Origin of the sequence: Mycobacterium sp., from assembly GCF_035314665.1 — a bacterium.
In the GTDB taxonomy this organism is placed as follows: domain Bacteria; phylum Actinomycetota; class Actinomycetes; order Mycobacteriales; family Mycobacteriaceae; genus Mycobacterium.
On record NZ_DATFZD010000345.1, the window covers coordinates 1 to 18,890 of the forward strand.

General features: G+C 68.2%; 18 protein-coding genes and 1 pseudogene. 2 read left to right on the forward strand and 17 right to left on the reverse strand.

The features are described from left to right. The first annotated feature begins 324 nt into the window (after positions 1–324). Positions 325–738, forward strand: a complete 414-nt coding sequence (locus tag VKI00_RS23620; protein ID WP_324441798.1) for a hypothetical protein — start codon at positions 325–327, stop codon at positions 736–738. A gap of 252 nt (positions 739–990) precedes the next feature. Here VKI00_RS23620 and VKI00_RS23625 read toward each other — a convergent pair whose 3' ends face one another. Further along, the gene (locus VKI00_RS23625; RefSeq protein ID WP_324441800.1) at positions 991–1,176 is read right to left on the reverse strand and encodes a hypothetical protein; all 186 of its coding nucleotides are present in this window, start codon (positions 1,174–1,176) and stop codon (positions 991–993) included. Between the two features lie 209 nt (positions 1,177–1,385). On the opposite strand from VKI00_RS23625, the pseudogene VKI00_RS23630 reads away from it, so the two are divergent. Continuing rightward, positions 1,386–2,078 (forward strand): annotated as a pseudogene (locus VKI00_RS23630) (phosphoribosyltransferase); the annotation flags it as partial. Here VKI00_RS23630 and VKI00_RS23635 read toward each other — a convergent pair. The 16 genes from VKI00_RS23635 to VKI00_RS23710 all read right to left on the reverse strand — a co-directional run bounded on the left by VKI00_RS23635 (position 2,075) and on the right by VKI00_RS23710 (position 18,870). Continuing rightward, positions 2,075–2,410, reverse strand: a complete 336-nt coding sequence (locus VKI00_RS23635) for a hypothetical protein (RefSeq protein ID WP_324441802.1) — start codon at positions 2,408–2,410, stop codon at positions 2,075–2,077. The pseudogene VKI00_RS23630 and the gene VKI00_RS23635 overlap by 4 nt on opposite strands. 78 nt (positions 2,411–2,488) lie before the next feature. Beyond that, positions 2,489–3,310, reverse strand: coding sequence for a DivIVA domain-containing protein (locus VKI00_RS23640; protein WP_324441804.1), 822 nt, complete (start codon positions 3,308–3,310; stop codon positions 2,489–2,491). Positions 3,311–3,558: 248 nt separating this feature from the next. Further along, positions 3,559–3,849: a YggT family protein gene (locus VKI00_RS23645; protein ID WP_324441806.1), complete on the reverse strand. Its 291-nt coding sequence runs from the start codon at positions 3,847–3,849 to the stop codon at positions 3,559–3,561. Positions 3,850–3,983: 134 nt separating this feature from the next. After that, a complete protein-coding gene (locus VKI00_RS23650) occupies positions 3,984–4,625 on the reverse strand; it encodes a cell division protein SepF (RefSeq protein WP_324441808.1) in 642 nt (213 codons plus the stop codon). A gap of 62 nt (positions 4,626–4,687) precedes the next feature. Then, positions 4,688–5,482, reverse strand: a complete 795-nt coding sequence (locus tag VKI00_RS23655; protein WP_324441810.1) for a YggS family pyridoxal phosphate-dependent enzyme — start codon at positions 5,480–5,482, stop codon at positions 4,688–4,690. Next, positions 5,479–6,186, reverse strand: a complete 708-nt coding sequence (pgeF, locus tag VKI00_RS23660; RefSeq protein WP_324441812.1) for a peptidoglycan editing factor PgeF — start codon at positions 6,184–6,186, stop codon at positions 5,479–5,481. Before pgeF ends, VKI00_RS23655 begins: the two co-directional genes overlap by 4 nt. A gap of 91 nt (positions 6,187–6,277) precedes the next feature. Then, complete coding sequence (gene ftsZ, locus VKI00_RS23665; protein ID WP_324441862.1) at positions 6,278–7,429, reverse strand: cell division protein FtsZ; 1,152 nt, start codon at positions 7,427–7,429, stop codon at positions 6,278–6,280. A 184-nt stretch (positions 7,430–7,613) separates the two neighbouring features. After that, on the reverse strand, positions 7,614–8,462 hold the full coding sequence (locus tag VKI00_RS23670; protein WP_324441864.1) for a cell division protein FtsQ/DivIB: 849 nt from the start codon (positions 8,460–8,462) through the stop codon (positions 7,614–7,616). 92 nt (positions 8,463–8,554) lie between these two features. After that, complete coding sequence (murC, locus tag VKI00_RS23675; RefSeq protein WP_414687276.1) at positions 8,555–9,979, reverse strand: UDP-N-acetylmuramate--L-alanine ligase; 1,425 nt, start codon at positions 9,977–9,979, stop codon at positions 8,555–8,557. Positions 9,980–10,017: 38 nt separating this feature from the next. Continuing rightward, a complete protein-coding gene (gene murG / locus VKI00_RS23680) occupies positions 10,018–11,190 on the reverse strand; it encodes an undecaprenyldiphospho-muramoylpentapeptide beta-N-acetylglucosaminyltransferase (protein WP_324441816.1) in 1,173 nt (390 codons plus the stop codon). Continuing rightward, positions 11,187–12,767, reverse strand: coding sequence for a putative lipid II flippase FtsW (gene ftsW / locus VKI00_RS23685; RefSeq protein ID WP_324441818.1), 1,581 nt, complete (start codon positions 12,765–12,767; stop codon positions 11,187–11,189). Before ftsW ends, murG begins: the two co-directional genes overlap by 4 nt. A gap of 6 nt (positions 12,768–12,773) precedes the next feature. Further along, a complete protein-coding gene (gene murD, locus VKI00_RS23690; protein ID WP_324441820.1) occupies positions 12,774–14,261 on the reverse strand; it encodes a UDP-N-acetylmuramoyl-L-alanine--D-glutamate ligase in 1,488 nt (495 codons plus the stop codon). Positions 14,262–14,315: 54 nt separating this feature from the next. Further along, the gene (gene mraY / locus VKI00_RS23695; RefSeq protein ID WP_324441822.1) at positions 14,316–15,398 is read right to left on the reverse strand and encodes a phospho-N-acetylmuramoyl-pentapeptide-transferase; all 1,083 of its coding nucleotides are present in this window, start codon (positions 15,396–15,398) and stop codon (positions 14,316–14,318) included. Then, positions 15,395–16,918: a UDP-N-acetylmuramoyl-tripeptide--D-alanyl-D-alanine ligase gene (locus VKI00_RS23700; protein WP_324441824.1), complete on the reverse strand. Its 1,524-nt coding sequence runs from the start codon at positions 16,916–16,918 to the stop codon at positions 15,395–15,397. Before VKI00_RS23700 ends, mraY begins: the two co-directional genes overlap by 4 nt. Beyond that, the gene (locus tag VKI00_RS23705) at positions 16,915–18,453 is read right to left on the reverse strand and encodes a UDP-N-acetylmuramoyl-L-alanyl-D-glutamate--2,6-diaminopimelate ligase (RefSeq protein WP_324441826.1); all 1,539 of its coding nucleotides are present in this window, start codon (positions 18,451–18,453) and stop codon (positions 16,915–16,917) included. The genes VKI00_RS23700 and VKI00_RS23705 overlap by 4 nt, the downstream gene beginning before the upstream one ends. An 87-nt stretch (positions 18,454–18,540) precedes the next feature. After that, complete coding sequence (locus tag VKI00_RS23710) at positions 18,541–18,870, reverse strand: hypothetical protein (protein ID WP_324441828.1); 330 nt, start codon at positions 18,868–18,870, stop codon at positions 18,541–18,543. Positions 18,871–18,890: the final 20 nt, after the last annotated feature.

The following is an 18,890-nucleotide window of genomic DNA, read 5'->3' on the forward strand; positions in this document are numbered from 1 at the left end:
GTTGCCGGTCACTTCCTCGGCGTGCTGGATGATCGCCAACCGGCGACGGACTTCTCGTGGCAGCTGCGGTTCGCTCATGCAGGTCTCCTAGTGCTAGAAGACCCGGACTGTCAACGATGTCCGTCAGTTTTAGACCCCCTCGGACACCGTTATTACCCCCTACCCGTCGGGCGAATCGACACGCCGACGATCTTGGCGGCAGCGTTGTCGACCATCTCGAATCGAGGCGCGACATACAACGCTGCCAACTAACCCAGGACCTCATGCCATCGGCATCCGCAGGCTAACGTAGTCCCATATGGGCAACCTGCTGAACGGTTGCTGTTGACCAACCTCTATAACCTGGCGCAACCGCTGATCCGCTACGACCTGGTGGACGCGGTGACAATGTCCGACGAGCCATGTCCGTGCGGTTGTGCCCATCGGCGCATCACCTCGGTCAACGGTCGGATCAACGGCGCGTTCGAATACGAAAACGGTGCTCTGGTGCCCCGTGCGGCCTTCGAGCAGACTGTCGTTGCCACCCCCGGCGTCGCCAACTTCTTCATTGGCAAGAAGCCAGGTGGTGTCGACGTGTCCGTGGTGACCGACGGTTCGTGCGACCGCCAGCGTCTACAGACCGACCTGATCGACGTGCTGCGCAAGCACGACGGTCCGGAGTCCGATGTCGTTGTGCGAGAGGTCGGCTCTATAGACCGACTGTGGTCGGGAAAGTCGAAGCAGTTCGACGCCAAATGATCCAGCGAGGTGCTCGCGGCGACGTCGACCGACCGGGGGTGGCACCCTGGGCGCGGTGACCGCGAGAAGCTCGATAAGGCACTACGGTGCGAATCACCCGCCTGCACAAGAGACTTCGCAGTGGATCCGGCGAGTTTGAGGCCGGCGCCAAGGGCAGCGACACGACTCGCGGGCGGCTGCATCCCGTGGAAGCGTGACCAACTCGCCAGTGCGGCAAGCTAATCGACGCGGGACAACTCGAAACGCGGGCCGCTATCCGCCGGAGCCGAAGTTGCGCCGAAGCGTCTCCCCGTTCGGCTTGCCGCCCAACGCCGCAGAGATCTGATCCCAGGACCAGTCCGCGGCGCGTGCTTCCCGCACTGCCAGCTCGATGGCCTTTTGAGCGATGCGCCTGGCGTCGGTGGCGGCTTGGATCAACTCGTCAACAGTTGTAGTCATGCCACGAATTATGGCACTATTAATGCCATAATTCAAGGAAGGGCCGCGGCGGCGTGGGTCGGGATCGGGTTTCCCCCCGCGCTCGCTGGGGAAACCCACGATACGAACGACGCAACCGACCGGTATCTCTCTTGCCAAGCTGGCTCGGCACGGCGAAATCGGTCGTAAGCTGCGACTTAGCAAGTAGCACAGACAACGGCGAGTATCACATGAACCGACCCGGTGGCTTTCTGCGGCGAGCATCTCGACGCACCTTCCGCGACCGTCGGGAAGCCGGCCGCGTGCTGGCCGAGGAGCTGGCGACGTACCGCGACAAGGACCGTCTGCTCGTCCTTGGGCTGCCCCGCGGCGGCGTTCCGGTCGGCTGGGAAGTCGCCGCGGCGCTGCACGCGGAGCTGGACGTGTTCCTGGTGCGCAAGCTCGGCGTGCCGCACTGGACGGAACTGGCGATGGGAGCGCTGGCCAGCGGCGGCGGCGTCGTCATGAACGACAACGTGGTCACCAGCCTTCGCATCAGCGACGATCAGGTGCGCGCGGTCATCGACCGCGAAACGGTCGAACTCGAACGCCGCGAGCGTGCCTATCGCGGCGGACGGCCAGTCGCCGACCCGCGCGACAAGACCGTGATTTTGGTTGATGACGGGATCGCCACCGGCGCGAGCATGCTCGCGGGAGTGCGCGCACTGCGAGCCAGTAACCCGGAATCGATAGTCGTCGCGGTGCCGGTCGGGCCCCAGTCAGTGTGCCAGGAGCTGGCACGGGAGGCCGACGACGTGGTGTGCGCGACCATGCCCAGCGATTTCGAGGCGGTGGGACAGGTTTTCGTCGACTTCCATCAGGTCACCGACGACGAGGTCCGTGAACTACTCGCCACCCCGACCGGGGGTGCTGGCGAGTACTAACGGGTGTTGTGGTCGTCGCTCACGCTCTGGTCGGCGTCCGCATCGGATGACGAATCCGCAGGGTTAGCTGCCTCTTTGCTCTCATTGAACGGTTCTGCGGGATAGTCCGCTTCATCAGCCTGCGAGTCATGATCCTCGGTCGGGCCGGATTCGTCGGTGGCCACGCCGGCCTCGCGTCGCTGGCGTTCCCGGAGTGCGTCGACGATGAGCAGCGCCACGCCCAGCACGCTGGCGCCGATGCATACCCAGGCGACCAACTCATTGCTGGTGACAACAGCGAACACCAACGCGGCAAGGCCTATCACCGCTAAGACCAGCGCGATAATCAGCATCGGTAAACCTCCAGCCGGCGGGGCAAGGCAGCCAACACAGCACGATACCTACCGCCGTTGCCGGCACCGTCCGCCGAGTTAGTTATTACCTCGATTGAACTGATTAAACCCGGCGGCTTCATTAGTGGCGCTGGAGTCGACCGGTGCCGCCGATCCGCGCTGGCCAAGCTCTTCGAGCTGAGACTCCAGGTACGTCTTGAGCCTCGTGCGGTACTCGCGTTCGAACGTGCGCAGCTGTTCGAGGCGACCCTCGAGAACAGTTCGTTGCTGGTTGATCGTGCCCATGATCTCGGAGTGCTTGCGCTCGGCGTCGGCCTGCAACGCATCGGCCTTCTCCTGAGCCTGGCGCAGCTGGGTCTCGGAGCGGGTTTGCGCATCGGCCAGCATCGCGTCGGCACGCTGGCGGGCTTCGGCAACCGTGGTCTCCGCCTCGCGACGTGCGTCGCCGACGATCTGGTCGGCATTGGCACGGGCGTCGGCCATCAGCTTGTCCGACTCCGCCTTAGCGGTGTCGGTCAGCCGGTCGGCGGTGTCCTGGGCCAGGCTGAGCACCCTGGCGGCCTTCATCGCCTGCTCCTCGCCGATGGCGCCGGCCGAAGGCTGGGGGGCGGGCTGCGGGGCGGGCTGCGGCGGCGGCTTGACGGCCTCGGGCTCGGGCTCATACAGCGGAATGGCTTGGGTGGCTTGGGTACTGGTACCGCCGCCGGCCCGCGCGCTGGCCAGCTCCTGGTCCAGCTCGTTGACCCGCTGGCGCAGGTCGGAGTTCTCCTCGATGAGCCGGGTCAGCTCGTTCTCCACCAGATCGAGGAAGGCGTCGACCTCGTCTTCGTTGTAACCACGCTTGCCGATCGGCGGCTTACTGAACGCCACATTGTGGACGTCGGCTGGTGTAAGCGGCATTCTTAGCCCCCTTGAGTGTGGACAGTCAAACCGACCAGGAAAGTGTAGGTCGGCATGAACGTTGTCGTAGCCATACTGCAACTGCCGCCCATCCTGTCACACCAGACCCGCCGGTAGCCGATTCGCCCGATAAATAAGACCGAATTTCAAAGATTAAGAGGCGGCAAATCAACGCCTTAAGCGATCGAAATCCCCCGCCGCAAACGGTCCCGGCACCACGTTGCCGCCAACCCCCACGATTCGCGGATTCAGGCGTGGTAATCCAGGGCCATTGTCATGCCGATGAACGCCAGCAGCAGCAACACCATGATGGACAGGTCGAACCGAACGGCACCGACGGTGAGCTGCGGTATCAGTCGACGCAGCAGCTTCACCGGCGGGTCGGTCACCGAAAGAATGATCTCGAGGATGACCACGGTGGCGCCCCGCGGGTGCCAGTCCCGGCTGAACGATCGGATGAACTCGACGACGACCCGAGCGATCAGCAATAGCCAGAAGATGAAGAGCGCAAAACCAACGGAGTGGACAAACAGCGTCAACGAGAGCCCGACCTTAGCGATGAAGACGATGTGACTTTGATGACAGCCCCGGCTGCGGCCAGCACGGCAACGTCAGCCTACCTACTCGAGCGGGCCATCCACAGGCACCCAGCAACGAGCCCGCCGCCGAGCGGCTACTGGTAGGCGTAGAAGCCGGTCTCGGCGATGCGTCGGCGCTCTTCGGGCGAGACGTCGATGTCGGCGGGTGAGAGCAAAAACACCTTGGTCGCGACCTTGTCGAACGAACCGCGCAGCGCGAACGCCAGCCCCGCCGCGAAGTCGACCAGCCGTTTCGCGTCGGCGTTGTCCATCGAGACCAGGTCCATGATCACCGGGGTGCCGTCACGGAAACGCTCCCCGATGGTGCGGGCCTCGCTGTAGTCCTTGGGCCGCAGCGTGGTGATCTTCGACAACGGGCTGCTCTCGTCGAACAGCATCGCCATCCGGCGCGGATCCATCGCCAGTGCGCCGCGGGTAGAGCCTCGCAGCGACCCGAAGCGCGGCCGGGCCAGGTCGCCGCGGTCGTACTCGTGCCCTCGGAACCGGGGCTCTTCGGGGTAGCCGCCGCGATAGCTGCCCGACGCAAAGTCGCCGGGCTCGCCGCGCGGGTCGTCGTAATCGCGCCCGTCGTAGCGGCCGTACCCGTCGTCGGCGAACCGCTGCCGGGGGTAGCCCCCGCCGCGGGTCGTCGGTGCGTGGTCGTCGTAGTACTCGTCGTCGTAGTCCTCCATCGGAGCCATACCGAAGTAGGCCTTGACCTTGTGCAGTGTGCTCATCGCGTGACCCCTTCTAGGCTCTGGGAGTTGCGGTGTCTGTGATGAAGATGTGACTGGAGTGACTAATAGGGTGACGGTAGCGGTCTCTTGCCCAGTAACGCGGTACCGACACGCACACACGTCGAACCATGTTTGACCGCGCTTTCGAGGTCGTTCGACATTCCGGCCGACAATCCCGCGGCATGCGGATACGCGCGGCGCACGCGCCGGTGCTCTGACTCCAGGCGCGCGAACGCGGTATCGGGATCCCAGTCCAGCGGCGGGATACCCATCAGCCCAACCAATTCCAGGGATTCGGCGGTATCGACCTGCGCACATATCTCGTCGACCGCGCCGGAGTTCGAGACGTCGACACCACCTCGGGAAACGTCGCCGTCGAGGCTGATCTGGACGTAGATCCGCAGCGGATCCGCCCGACGGCCGTCACTGAGTGCCGCCGCCACGGCGCGGTCCAGCGCGCGGACCACCCTGGTACTGCCGATAGAGTGAGCGGTGTGCGCCCAGCTGGCCAGTGAGCGGGCCTTGTTGCGCTGGATCTGGCCCACCATGTGCCAGTGCGGGCGTGCCGTTGTGGACGAGGCGTCGGCTAGCAACCTCGCGACTTCGTCCACCTTCGCCGCCGCCTCCTGCTCGCGGGATTCACCGAAGGCGGCGCATCCCAAACTCGACAAAATCGCCACATCGGTTGCTGGAAAGAATTTGGTAATAGGCAGAAGTTGAATTTCATCGACTTTGCGGCCAACCGCTTCGGCGGCCGCGGCGATCCGCGAACGTAACGCCGACAAAGCGTCCGCCAATTCCGATTCTCGCTTCGGTTGGGGTGAAAGTTTTACCGCCACTCGACAGTCCTGTCTCATTCCATCCACACCACCGATGCCAGCCGCCCGGTCGGCGCGCCGCGGCGGTGACTGAACAGGTTGACGTCGTCCACCGTGCAGCGTGGGTCGATATCGACAGCGCTCACGCCCAAAGCCTTTAGCTGACAAGCGATTCCGGCGCGAAGGTCCAGCCCGGGCGTGCCGGTCGAGGTGGTGGTGCGACTGCCCGGCAACGCCGCCTCCACCTCGTCGGCCATGGCCGCCGGAACTTCGTAGTTGCGGCCGCTGACTGCGGGGCCCAACAGCGCGGAGATGTCCGGTTCATGCGCGCCGGCGGACAGCATCGCCTCGACCGCTCGAGCCACCACGCCGTCTCGCGCTCCGACCCGACCGGCGTGCACAGCGGCGACGACGCCCGCCCGCGCATCGGCCAGCAGCACCGGCACGCAATCGGCGCTCACCACCGCCAAGGCCAGCCGCGGCGTGCTGGTCACCAAAGCGTCGGTGTCCGCGAGCGGGGTTTTGCGTGGCCGGTCGACCACCGCGACCCGATCACCGTGAACCTGGTTCATCCACACCACCCGGTCAACCCCGAGGCCGATGGCGGCGCCCAGCCGCGTCCGGTTGGCCGCCACCGCGGCCGGATCGTCGCCGACATGGTCACCGAGGTTGAAGGTGTCGAACGGCGGCGCCGAGACGCCGCCCGCGCGGGTAGTGGTCACACGCCGGATGCGAACGCTCACACATCCAGTATCCGGCTCGCGCAGCGCCGACTTGCCCCGACGGCATGCCGCACTCCCTCCACGCCGCTTTGCGGCCCGTATCGTCGCGCGGCTAGCGCCGCATGAAAGGCGGCACGTCGACGTCGTCGTCCTCACCGCCGATGTCGAACGTTGCGCCGTTGGTCGGCACCGACACGCTGATCGCGTCGGCGGGCTCGAACAAGCTCGAACTGACCTTGCCGTGCTTTCCTGAAGCGATCGTCGTCGAGGCACCGCCGCTGGTCTGGTCGGTGCCGAAGATCGGCTTTCGGCCAGGCCCGCTCGCGTCGAAGCCCGCCGCGATGACCGTAATGCGCACCTCGTCGCCCAGCGAGTCGTCGATCACGGTGCCGAAAATGATGTTGGCATCCTGGTGGGCGGCATCCTGCACCAGCGACGCTGCCTCGTTGATCTCGAACAACCCCAGATCGCTGCCGCCGGCGATGGACATCAGCACACCCTGTGCGCCCTCCATGGAAGCTTCCAGCAGCGGCGAGTTGATCGCGATCTCGGCCGCCTTGAGCGCGCGGCCGTCGCCGCGGGCCGAACCGATGCCCATCAACGCCGTGCCCGCACCCGACATGATCCCCTTGACGTCGGCGAAGTCGACGTTGATCAGGCCCGGGGTGGTGATCAGATCGGTGATGCCCTGCACACCGTTGAGCAGCACCTCGTCGGCGCTGCGGAAGGCATCCATCAGCGATACCGCCGCGTCACCCATCTGCAGCAAGCGGTCATTGGGGATGACGATCAGGGTGTCGCAGCTTTCCCGCAGCGCCGCAATGCCGGTTTCGGCCTGGTTGCCCCGCCGCTTGCCCTCGAAGGAGAACGGCCGGGTCACCACGCCGACGGTCAGCGCGCCCAGCTTGCGGGCGATGGTGGCTACGACGGGCGCGCCACCGGTGCCGGTGCCACCTCCTTCACCAGCGGTCACGAACACCATGTCAGCGCCGCGGAGCAGCTCCTCGATCTCGTCCTTGGCGTCGTCGGCGGCCCTGCGGCCGACCTCGGGATCGGCACCGGCGCCCAGCCCGCGGGTCGAGTCGCGCCCGACGTCGAGCTTGACGTCGGCGTCGCTCATCAACAGCGCCTGGGCGTCGGTGTTGATGGCAATGAACTCCACACCCTTGAGTCCCTGCTCGATCATCCGGTTGACGGCGTTGACGCCGCCGCCGCCGATCCCCACGACTTTGATGACGGCCAAATAGTTGTGCGGCGGGGTCATCATTCTGTCTTCCTCCCTGGTGGGACTTCGTCTATTACGTAACGACCTGGCAAACCTCAACCTCAACTAAAGGGTTAGAGTTATGTCAAGTTGTTTCGCGCAAACAGAACGGTATTGCCGCCGCGCGCGCGATCGACGCAGGCGCGCCGAGGCCCGGCGGGCGAATTTCGAGCGAATTTCTGCGCTACTTGACCGTGGGCAGGTCGGGACTGGACACGTCATAGGTCCGGCCGGGCTGGGTCAACAGAGCCGCCAGCTTCTGCGCCTTCTCCTCGGTGCGCTCGTTGGTCCCCCAGATCACGGTGCGACCATCGTTGAGCGTCAACGTGATCGACGCGACCGACGGCGCGGCAATCCGGCTCACCTGCGCGACAACTTCGGGACGCAACGCGAGCAGCACCGCGAGTGCGGCCTTGGTCGCCGGATTGCTCGGCCCGGGATTGTCGACGTCGATGTAGGGCAGCGCAGGCGGCGGGGCGGTCGCGAAGTCGACGCCGTCGCGGTCGTACAGATGCGGACCGTCGGGAAAGTCCTTGACCACCATCGGAACCCGCTCGACGATGGTGATCCGCAGCGCCGACGGGTACTGGCGTTGCACCCGGGCACTCGCCACGCGACGAATGGCCGCCACCCGGTCGGCGACCCCGTCGGTGTTGATCTGTAGCAGCGGCGTACCGAGCCGAACCTGTGCGGCGCCCAGCACCTCGTCGCGCGTCACCGCGCCGATCCCGGTGACAATGACGCTGCGTGCCGACATCACCGGTGTGAAGTAGAGGACCAGCCCGAGTGCCACGGTAAGCACGGTCAGTCCTATCGTCGCGAGCGCCAGCTTCAAGCCCCGGATGGCCCCACGCGGAACAGGTTTGGCCTGGTCCGCGCCGCGCCCGCGGGCCCGGCGTTTGGCTTCCCGGCGGGCCTGCTCGATCGCCGTCGCGCGCTCCTGCGCCGCGCGGCGCTCGGCGCGTTCCCGCCTCGCCCGCCGACGGGGACCTTCCACCACATCGGGCTCTGCGGCCTCGCCGGCCGCAGCGATCGGTTCGGTGACAGCAGTTTCCCCTTCGGGGTCCCCAACGGTGTCGCCACCCGTCTCGCCCGGCGCTCCGCCTTCTTCGCCGTGCTGCTCAGTCACGACAACACCCCCGGCCGGCCCGGCGCGCTGCGGTTGGCACGCACCCGCAGCGCGGTCACGATCTCCGGCGCGAGCATCGTGACGTCGCCGGCGCCCATGGTGACAACGACATCACCCGGCCCGGCGGCCTCGGCCACCACAGCAGCGACCGAGGAGAAATCGGGCAGATACTGCACCGGCACGCTGACATGCTCGGCGATAGTTGCGCCGCTCACACCGGCCAGGGGTTGTTCGCGTGCCCCGTAGACGTCGAGCACGAAGACTTGGTCTGCGGCGTCCAGCGCGTGACCGAACTCGGCGGCGAAAGCCTTTGTCCGCGAATACAAATGCGGCTGAAACACCACCAGCGACCGGCCAGTTCCGCTCTGCTCCAGCAGCGTGCGGACCGCGTCCAAGGTGGCGCTGATTTCCGTCGGATGGTGGGCGTAGTCGTCGAACACCCGCACCGACGCCGCGGTGCCCACCAACTCGAAGCGACGACGCACCCCTTCGAAACCAGCCAGTCCGTCGAGCACACAGTCGGCGGGAGCGCCGATCTCGATCGCAGCCAGCAGAGCACCCAACGCATTGAGCGCCATGTGCCGGCCGGGCACCGACAACCGCATTACCCACGGATGAATTTCGCCGTCCAGCTTGACCTGCGCGACCGCCCCGGTTCCCTGCTGTTCCCAGGACAACAGCGCGCCGGCCAGCTCTCCGCTCGGGCCGTCGGACGAGCCGTACCGCAGCACCCGGATCCCCAGCGCCGCGGTGCGTTCCGCCAGGGCGGCCGCCCCCGGGTCGTCGGTACAGATCACCAGCGCTCCGCCGGGGGCAATTCGCTCCACAAAGGAGTCGAACACCGCGGTGTAGGCATCGGCACTACCGAAGAAATCCAGATGGTCGGATTCGATGTTGGTAACCACCGCGACATTCGGGGTGTACTCCAGCAGCGAGCCGTCACTCTCGTCGGCCTCGGCGACGAAGCAGTCGCCGCTGCCGTGATGGGCATTGGTACCGGCCTCGCCCAGCTCACCCCCGACCGCAAAGGACGGGTCACGGCCGCAATGCTGCAGGGCCACAATGAGCATCGACGTTGTCGTCGTCTTGCCGTGGGTGCCGGTCACCATCAGCGTGGTGCGCCCGGCCATCAGCTGAGCCAGCACCGCCGGCCGCAACACCACCGGAATGCCGCGCCGCCGGGCCTCGACGAGCTCGGGGTTGGTCTTGGGTATCGCGGCGTGGGTGGTGATGACGGCGGTGGCGCCGCCCGGCAGTAGGTCCAGCGACGACGCGTCGTGGCCGATCCGGATCAGCGCGCCGCGGGCGCGCAGCGCGCGCACACCGCGCGACTCCTTGGCGTCTGACCCCGACACCAGTCCGCCCCGGTCCAGCAGGATGCGGGCAATACCTGACATGCCCGCTCCCCCGATGCCGACCATGTGGACCCGCTGCAGCTCGGGGGGCAGCGGTGGGACGTTCACCGTCGGACTCCTCCGGCGGGGCGCTCGTCCCGCGCTGCGCGTGCGACATCGAGCGCGACGGAAGCCACCTGCCGCGCCGCATCGGGGTGACCGACCAGCGCGGCGGCCTTCGTCATCGCGGCCAGCCGCGGCGCGTCGTTGAGCAGCGTGCCGGCTTGCTCGGCTACGAGGGTAGGCGACAGCTCGGCGTCGGCGACCAGCAGGCCGCCGCCGCCGTTGACCACCGGCAGCGCGTTGAGCCGCTGCTCACCATTGCCGATCGGCAGCGGCACATATATCGCGGGCAGCCCGACGGCGGTCACCTCGGCGACCGTCATCGCACCGGACCGGCAGATCGCCAAATCGGCGACGGCGTAAGCCAGGTCCATCCGGCTCAGATAGGGCACCGCGACATACGGCGGGTCGCCGGGTTCCGGGGTGCGCAGGTCGATGGTGTTCTTGGCGCCGTGGGCGTGTAGCACCGCCACACCGGCGGCCGCCAGGTCGGCGGCGGCCGCGGCGACCGCCCGGTTGATCGAGGCGGCTCCCTGCGAGCCGCCGAACACCAACAACACCCGCGCGTCCTCGGCGAAGCCGAAATGCGCGCGCGCCGTCGACCGCAGCGCCGCACGGTCCAGCGAGGTGATGGCCGCCCGGACCGGCACACCGACCACCTCGGCGTGCGGGAGGCCCGGATCCGCGACCGCCGACAGCACTCGCTTGGCGCTGCGGGCGCCGATCCGGTTGGCCAACCCGGCGCTGGCGTTGGCCTCGTGGATCACCACCGGCACTCGCCGCCGCCGCCGGGCCGCGCCGCGGGCGGCGAGGTAGGCAGGTAGCGACACGTACCCGCCGAAGCCGATCACCACATCGGCGTCGACCTTGTCCAGCACGGCACGGGTCTGCCGGACGGCGCGGAACACCCGTAGCGGCAGGCGGGCCAGGTCACCGGTGGGCTTGCGCGGCAACGGCACCGGGGTGATCAGCTCAAGCGAGTAGCCGCGCTCGGGCACCAGCTTGGTCTCCAGACCGCGCGCGGTGCCCAGCGCGGTGATACGGACCTGCGGATCCAGGGCAACCAAGGCGTCGGCGACGGCCATCGCGGGTTCGACGTGACCGGCGGTGCCGCCGCCCGCGAGCACCACCGACAACGAGGAGTCCCCGGTTGGCTCTCTGACCGAGTCGTTCACCCGTAGCGCTGACCTTCCAGTGCTCGACGGCCGGCGTGTGCATCACGCTGGCCGGTGTACCGCTGTGCGCCTCCATGATGCCCTGCGCGGACACTCCGCCGATCCGCCGCGGGTGGTCTTTTCGGCCGCGCGGCACGAGCGGCGGACGCCTTGCGCTGCGGCTTGGCCGGCTGCGGCCGGCTGCGCAGCCTGTCGCGCAAGGCCTCGACCCGGGTCGGCGAATAGGGTTCGGGCAGCGGCAACCGCAGCAACCGGTTCATCCGGTCGTCGCGCCCGGCTCGTAGCGCGGCGACGGCCTCGGGTTCGTGGCGAGCCGCATTTGCCATCATGCCAATCATCAAAAGCGTTGTGGCCGAAGATGTTCCACCCGCAGAGATCAGTGGCAGCTGGATACCGGTGACCGGCAGCAGGCCGATCACGTAGCCGACATTGATGAACGACTGGCCGATCACCCACATCGTGGTGGTCGCGGTGAGCAGCCGCAGGAACGGATCGGCGGACCGCCGCGCAATGCGCATGCCGGTGTAGGCGAACAGCCCGAACAGCGCCAGCAGGCCGAGGGCACCGACCAGGCCGAGTTCCTCGCCGATGATCGCGAAGATGAAGTCGTTGTGGGCGTTGGGCAAATAGTTCCACTTGGCCGTGCCCTGCCCCAGACCGTCGCCGAAGATACCGCCGTTGGCCAGCGCGAACTTCGCCTGCCTGGCCTGATATCCGGAGTCCTGCGGGTCCTGGCCGGGGTTCAGCCAGGACCGCACGCGGTCGGACCGGTAACCCGCGGACACCGCCAGGATGGCCGCCGCGACGATCGCGGCGAACAGCGAACTCAGGAACACCCGCAGCGGCAGCCCGGCATACCAGAACAGGCCCAGCAGGATGATGCTCAGCGACACCGTCTGCCCCAGGTCGGGCTGCGCGACGATGAGCGCCAGCGCAATTACCGCCGCCGGCACCAGCGGGACCAGCATTTCCCGCAGCGAGGCCCGCTCCATGCGCCGCGCGGCCAGCAGGTGGGCACCCCAGATCGCCAAGGCGATCTTGGTCAGCTCGGAGGGCTGCATCGAGAAGCCCGCGACCACGAACCACCCACGGGAGCCGTTGGCCTCTTTGCCGATTCCCGGAATCAGCACCAACACCAGCATCACGATGGTGAGCGCGAAACCGGAGAACGCCATACGCCGCATGAACCGCACCGGCAATCGCAACGCCAGGTAGCACGCGACCAGCCCGATGATGGTCCACAGCACCTGGCGGCCGAAGATGACCCACGCCGACCCGTCGTCGTCATAGGACCGCACCCCGGACGCGGAAAGCACCATGATCAGACCCAGCGTGGTCAGCAGCGCCGCCACGGCGATGATCAGGTGAAACGACGTCATGGGCCGGCCCAGCCAGGCGCCGAACCGGGTGCGCGGCCCGGGCGCGGCGGCGGCGGCCGGTTTGGCGGTGACCGCGGGGCTCTCGTCGGGCTCCGCGGCGGTCGCCTCCCCCGACGTGTCGGGCGCGCTCTCCGTGCTCCCCGCCGGCTGCCCGTCCTTGGCTCCCCGGCGCAGCAACCGGGTCAACCTGTTGTCCACGTACAGCTACCGGGACTTAGAAGACACAGCACGCACGGCGGCCGCGAACGCATCGCCGCGGTCGGCGTAGCCGGTGAACTGGTCAAATGAGGCCCCGGCCGGCGCGAGCAGCACCGTGTCGCCGGGCCGGGCCAGCTCTCGGGCGGCGGCGACGGCGGCGTTCATCACGCGAATGCCGAGAGCCTCGTCCGACGAAGAAATCACCTTTGTCACATAAGTAACAGGAGACTCAGCAGTCACATGCATACCAGCATCCTCGCCTGTCACAACCTGTACGACGGGGACATCCGGCGCGTGTCGCGATAACGCCTCGGCAACCTCGGCCCGGTCACGCCCGATCAGCACGGCCCCGACCAGCCGCGGAGCGATCCTGGCCACCGTCTCCTGCACCGCTGCGCCCTTCAGCAGACCCCCGGCGATCCACACCACCCGCGGGTATGCCAGCACGGATGCCTCGGCCGCGTGCGGATTGGTGGCCTTGGAATCATCGACGTAGCCGATCTGGTCGACGACGGCGACGACCTCGGCGCGATGCCGGCCCACCCGAAACGTGGCCAGCGCATCCGCCACCGCCTCCGGGGGCACCCCGACGCTGCGCGCCATGGCGGCGGCCGCCAGCGCGTCGAGCACGCCTACCGGCCCGGGTACCGGGATCGACGACACCGCAGCCAGCGTCACGTCGTCGGAGAAAGCCCGATCGACGAGCATGCCGTCGCGCACCCCGAGTTCCCCGACGGCGGGTTCGCCCTGCCGGAAGCCGATGCGTACCGGGGCGTGGGTAGCCGACAGCAGCGCCGCGGCGCGCGGGTCGTCGAGCCCGACCACCGCCACCCGGCCGTTAAGTACCCGCGCCTTGTCGGCGGTGTAGTCGGCGAGGCTGCCATGCCAGTCCAGATGGTCTTCGGCGATGTTGAGCACCACGCCGGCGTCGGGTCGCACCGACGGCGCCCAGTGCAGCTGGAAGCTCGACAGCTCGACGGCCAGCAGATCGGCTGGCTCGCGCAGCACATCCAGCACCGGGCTGCCGATGTTGCCGCACAGCATGCTGCGCAGGTCGGCGGCCACGAGCATGGCCTGCAGCATCGACGTGGTGGTCGTCTTGCCGTTGGTGCCGGTGACCGCGAGCCAGCGGCGCGGCGGCCCGTAGTGACCGGCCGCGTCGAGCCGCCAGGCCAGCTCGACGTCGCCCCAGACCGGTACGCCGGCTGACTCGGCCGCGGCCGGCACGGGCGCGGTCGGGGGGAAGCCGGGACTGGTCACGACCAGGGCGTAGTCGCTGATGTGCTGTGCAGCGGTCGACGAATCGACCGTCGCCGTTCCGGCGTCGGCGAACTGTTGCCGAGTCGCCGGGTCGTCGTCGTACAGCGTTGCCGTCACACCCAGCGGTACCAGCGCCGCCAGCACCGAGCGACCGGTCACACCGCCGCCCGCGACCAGCACCGGCGTGCCGGGCTTCAGGTCGGATATCGAACCGCGCGCGGCGCCGCGGCTCATCGGCGCCGCTCCTCAGCATCGCTGCGCTCTGCATCGTCGCCGGCGCGGCTCATGTCAGCGGCCGCCGGTGGCGGCCAGCCACTCGCTGTAGAACAGCGCCACCCCCAGGCCGCAGCTGATCGCGGTGAGCAGCCAGAACCGGATGATCACCGTGGTTTCGGCCCAGCCGACGAGCTCGAAGTGGTGGTGGAAGGGCGCCATCCGAAACACTCGGCGACCGGTGGTGCGGAAGGCCAGGATCTGCACGACCACCGAGGCGATCTCGGCGACGAACAGCGAGCCGAGCACCACCGCGAGGATCTCGGTGCGGCTGGTGACCGAGATCCCGGCGATGATGCCGCCCAGAGCCAGCGATCCGGTGTCTCCCATGAAAATCTTGGCCGGCGCGGCGTTCCACCAGAGAAACCCGATGCAGGCGCCCGCCGTCGCGGCCGCGATGATCGCGAGATCCAGCGGATCGCGCACGTTGTAGCACCCTGGACCCGGCGTGACGGCGCAGGCGTTGCGGTACTGCCAGAAGGTGATCAGCACGTAGGCCGCGGTGACCATCGCCATGCTGCCGGCGGCCAGCCCGTCCAGGCCGTCGGTGAAGTTGACCGCGTTGGACCAGGCGCTGACGACAACCACGCAGAACAGCACGAAAAGCGCGGGAGCCAGTGTTACGGTGGCGATTTCGCGGACATAGGACAGGTCGGAGGTGCCCGGCGTCAGGCCGGCGTCGTTGCGGAATTGCAAGACCAGCACGCCGACGAGCACCGCGGCGGTGATCTGCCCGACGGTCTTAGCCGTCTTGTTCAGCCCGAGGTTGCGCGAGCGCCGGATCTTGATCAGGTCGTCGACGAAACCGACCGCGCCCAGCGTGGTGGCCAAAAACAGCACCAGCAGCCCCGACGCCGACGGCCCCTCGCCGTTGAAGGCCAGCCCGGCCAGGTGCGTGCCCAAGTAGCCCGCCCAGATGCCGGCCAGAATCGCCACCCCACCCATCGACGGCGTCCCGCGCTTCGTCTTGTGGCTTGGCGGCCCGTCCTCGCGGATCTCGTGACCGAAGCCCTGCCTGCTGAACAGCCGGATCAGCATCGGGGTCAACAGGATCGACACCGTCACCGCGATGGCGACGGCGATGAGGATGTCGATCATCGGGTATCGCCCTGGGCGATCAGCGAGTCGGCCAGTGCCCCAAGTCCCGCGGCGTTGGAAGCCTTGACCAGCACCACATCCCCGGACCGCAGTTCGGCCCGCAGCAGGGCCAGGGCGGCGTCAGCGTCAGCGACGATCGCGGCCTCTCTTTCACCTTCTGAACCCCGTGCCCCCTCCATGACCGCGCCGTGGTGCATGGCGCTCATAGACCTTCCCATTCCCACGACAACGAGTCGAGACACATCTAATCGCACCGCGAGCCGACCGATGCGGTCATGTTCGGATATCGCGTCGTCACCGAGCTCGGCCATCTCGCCCAACACCGCCCAGCTGCGGCGCGGGCCAGGCTCGCCTCCGCTGCGGGCGATCCAGGCAAGCGCCTGCAACCCGGCCTGCGTGGAATCGGGGTTGGCGTTATAGGCGTCGTCGATGACGGTGACGCCGTCGGCGCGGGTGCTGACCCGCATCCGGTGCTGCGACACGGGGCCGGCGCCGGCCAACGCGCTCGCGACCTGCTCGGTGGTGGCGCCGCATTCCAGGGCTACCGCGGCCGCGCACAGCGCATTGCCGACCTGATGGTCGCCGTGCACGGCGAGCCGGACGTCGACGTCGCTGTTGGCCGAGTGCAAGGTGAACTGCGGCCTGGCCAGCTCGTCGAGTGCGATCGGACCGGCCCATACGTCGGCGGGTCCCGCATCGGTCTGGCTATGCCGGCTCACCCGCACCACCCGAGCCGCGGTCACCTCTGCCATCGCCGATACCGCCGGGTCGTCGACGTTGAGGACGACCACTCCGGATCGCGGAACAGCTTGTGGGAGTTCAGATTTGGTCTGCGCGATGGCCTCGCGTGAGCCGAACTCACCCAAATGCGCGGTCCCGACGTTAAGCACCACCCCGATGGCCGGCGGCGCGATCGCCGCCAGCTCGGCGATGTTGCCCGGATGGCGCGCCGAGAGCTCCAAGATCAAATAGTCGGTACTGGCGGTCGCGCGCAGTACGGTCCACGGGTGGCCCAGCTCGTTGTTGAACGAACCCGGCGGCGCCACCACCTCGCCGAGCGGTTCGAGCACCGCGGCCAGCAGGTCTTTCGTCGACGTCTTGCCCGACGAGCCGGTGATCCCGACGATCGTCAACCCGCCCGCTACCAGCTCCGCGGCCACCGCCGCCGCGAGTTTGGCCAGCGCGGCTAGCACCGCCGCGCCCGACCCGTCGGCGTCGTACTCGAGAACACCGGCCAGTCCGCCGCCGCGCTGCGCTGCGGGCGGAACCACGATCGCCGCCACACCCACCGGCCGGGCAGCCAGCACCGCGACCGCGCCGGCGGCCACCGCCGAAGCCGCGTGGTCGTGCCCGTCGGCGCGGGCGCCGGGCAGCGCCAAGAACAGCCCGCCGGGGGTGACTTTGCGGGAGTCGAACTCGACGGTCCCGGTGACGTGCAGGTCCGCGGCGGCCTGCGGCGTGATGTCGGCCAGTTCGCCGCCGACGATCTCGGCGATCTGCGCAACGGTGAGGCTAATCATTGCCGCCGCTCCTCGAGAGCGGCGGCGAGCTCGACCCGGTCGTCGAACGGGTGGGTCTGCCCGCCGCGGGTCTGGCCGGTTTCATGGCCTTTACCGGTGATCAGCACCACGTCGCCGGGAGCCGCCCACGCGACGGCGCGGTCGATCGCCGTGCGCCGGTCGCCGATCTCGACCACCTGTGCGCCTGCGCCGGCTTCGGCTGCGCCGGCGAGGATTTCGCGGCGGATTGCCGCTGGATCCTCACTGCGGGGGTTGTCGTCGGTCACAATCACCAGGTCGGCCAGCTCGGCGGCGATCCGGCCCATCGGCGCACGCTTCCCCGAGTCGCGGTCACCACCGGCCCCGAACACCACGGCCAACCGGCCGTCCGGGCGGCGCAGAGACTGCAGCACCGCGCCCAAGGCGCCCGGCTTATGCGCGTAGTCGACCAACGCGAGAAAGTCCTGGCCGCGGTCGATCTGCTCGAGCCGGCCGGGAACCCGGGTATGCCGCAACCCGCTTGACGCCTGCTCCGGTGAGACCCCGAGCGCGTCGATGACAGCCAGTGCCACAAGACAATTGGCGATGTTGTAGTCGCCCGGCAGCGGGACGCCGACCCGGTGGTGCACGCCGGCCGGGTCGACCGCCGTGAACTCCTGCTCGCCGGCGTCGGCCGTCACGTCTTCGGCGCGCCAGTCCGCGGGCCGGCCCTGCGCGCTGACGGTGATCGCGGCGTCGGCGCGGTCGGCCATCAGAAGACCGGCGTCGTCGTCGACGCACACCACCGTGCGGGCGGCACGCAGCGGCGACGAAGGGTCGAACAACCGTGCCTTGGCCTCGAAGTAGTCCTCCATGGTCGGGTGGAAGTCGAGGTGATCGCGAGACAGGTTGGTGAAACCGCCAACGGCGAAGTGCACGCCGTCGACTCGGCCGAGGGTCAGCGCGTGACTGGACACCTCCATCACCACGGTGTCGACCCCGCGCTCGGCCATTGCCGCCAGCTGGGCCTGCAACGCGGGCGCTTCGGGGGTGGTCAGCACACTGGGCACGTCGACGCCGTCGATCCGCAGCCCGATCGTGCCGATCAGCCCGACCGTCCGCCCGGCCGCCCGCAGACCGGCCTCGATCAGATACGTGGTGGTCGTCTTGCCCGACGTTCCGGTGACGCCGACGACCGCGATGCGCTCGGAGGGACGGCCGAAGACGGTGGCCGCGAGTTCGCCCAGCACGCTGCGGGGTTGGGGATGAACCAGCACCGGCACCGCGGAGGATCCCTGATCGGCGATTTGGGCGACGCCGGCAGCGTCGGTAAGCACCGCGACGGCCCCGCGTTCGATCGCGTCGCCCAGATAACGGGCGCCGTGGGTCGTCGCGCCGGAAAGTGCGGCGAACAGGTCACCCGATTGCACGTCCTGCGCCCGCAAGGTGACACCGGTTATTCGCAGATCGGCGACCGCGCTCCCCTCGGCCGGTACCGCGCCGACTTGAGCGGCGAGCGTCGATAGCGGCACACCCAAGCCGACGCTGGGCCGCAGCGCAGTGGGCACCGATATCACCTTCCTCTACCGCCGATTCTCCAGGCCGTTTCACCGTCTTGATCGGCCATGACCCTACCCATCCGGAGAAATCCGACGTGAGGGTTCTCAGCTTTGCGGGGCTAGCCCGTCGCCGCCGACCGCACGCAGCCGCTCAACGCTGTCGCGCTCCATCGCCACAAAGTCGATCCCGTCGTTGTTCAGGTCCAACGCATGACCGCCGACCCGGGTTAGCAGCGTGCGCGACGTCTCCGGCCAGTTCGCTGTCCTGGCGTGCAGCGCCGCCGCCGAGGCGCCGACCCAACCCAACTGGGCGGCCGCTATCCGATTGTCCGACGACAGGTGAGCGCCGGCCAAATCCTCACCCTGTTCAGACACCTGCGCCACCGAACGCGCCAACGCCTCGAGGTCGACCCGAAACATTCCCTGAGCAGCCACCGCCATCACCCCGCCAAAAG